This is a genomic window from Psychromonas hadalis ATCC BAA-638 (genome assembly GCF_000420245.1).
Lineage (GTDB): Bacteria > Pseudomonadota > Gammaproteobacteria > Enterobacterales > Psychromonadaceae > Psychromonas > Psychromonas hadalis.
The window spans coordinates 1-1095 of sequence record NZ_ATUO01000347.1 but is presented as its reverse complement, the minus strand read 5'-3'; the positions used below and the strand labels follow the sequence as shown (position 1 = coordinate 1095).

The window sequence follows — 1095 nt, the reverse complement described above, 5'->3', positions numbered from 1 at the left end:
AAAATCGCAAGTAATGTTGAAGCCAATCCTAAATGACGGGTTATTTTGAAAACAAAAGCGCAAGTAATTTTGAAGCCGATCCTTAGACAAAAAAATACCGCGATGAACGCGGTATTTTTTTGTTTAGGTTACGGGCTACTGAACAGGTTTTAAGCTTAAAACATGCAATAAACGCTCAGGTGTATCAGGCCACACAACCGGGCTTGCAAGCGGGTTTTTCTGGTTAAACCAGCCTGTATAACGTTCGGTATTATACTGATAGTTATAGTTAGTGCTCATGGTTGGAATGGTGGTTTGGTTGGCGACAATACGTGCTTGAATATCATGCATAATCGCTAATTGCTCTATTTTATCTGCGGTTTGCGTAAAAGAGTCAATCAGTTTATCAAGGTCAAGATCAAGATCAACATAATGATGTGCTGCAAAACGGTCTTTATCCATTTGTGAAGAGTGGAACGCAGTGAAGTAATAACGGTAGGGATTAGGTCCTGCAAAGTAGTTGGTGAAAGCCGCATCAAAACGCGCATCTTTCATTTTCTCAACCATAATACCAAAATCAGGCGTAGAAACCGCGGCGTTAATGCCCACCTCTTTTAATCCCTCTACTGCAATTTGTACGGTATTGATAAAGTCAGACCAACCATTAGGTACCATAATACGGAATTTAATACGCTTACCCGACATTCCGAACCTAAAATCAGAATTTTAAATTCTGAAGGAATTTTCGATAAAACAGCCCTATATTTTAACTGACGTCGCCTAAAAAACACCCTGAGTGTGTTTTTTAGGCTGTATTTGTACGAAAAGTAAATAGATTTTTCTAGGTGCGGACCCTCTGGAGACTCTACAAAACCATCGCCATTAATATCGATGTAACCGTTTTCTCTTAAAAGTTGTTTGGCCGCTTTTAGGTTGTAGTGATTGTATTGTCCATATTTTGCTTGTACCTGTGGGTTTGACCATGCGACAAATTGATCACCAAGTGCATCTGGATAATTATTAACTGATGTTACGCAGTTGAGGCTTGTTCTAGGTGCAAAGCCTCAATTGCTGCTTTTTGTGCTTTGATATAAAGTTTCATTTTTAAACCGAATG

The 1095-nt window shown here is 39.1% G+C and carries 1 protein-coding gene; it reads right to left on the bottom strand.

From position 1 onward, the window contains the following. Positions 1-135: 135 nt before the first annotated feature. Positions 136-684 (bottom strand): periplasmic substrate-binding domain-containing protein, encoded by a 549-nt coding sequence (locus G322_RS0119505; protein ID WP_022943314.1) that lies wholly within the window; start codon positions 682-684, stop codon positions 136-138. Positions 685-1095 lie beyond the last annotated feature (411 nt).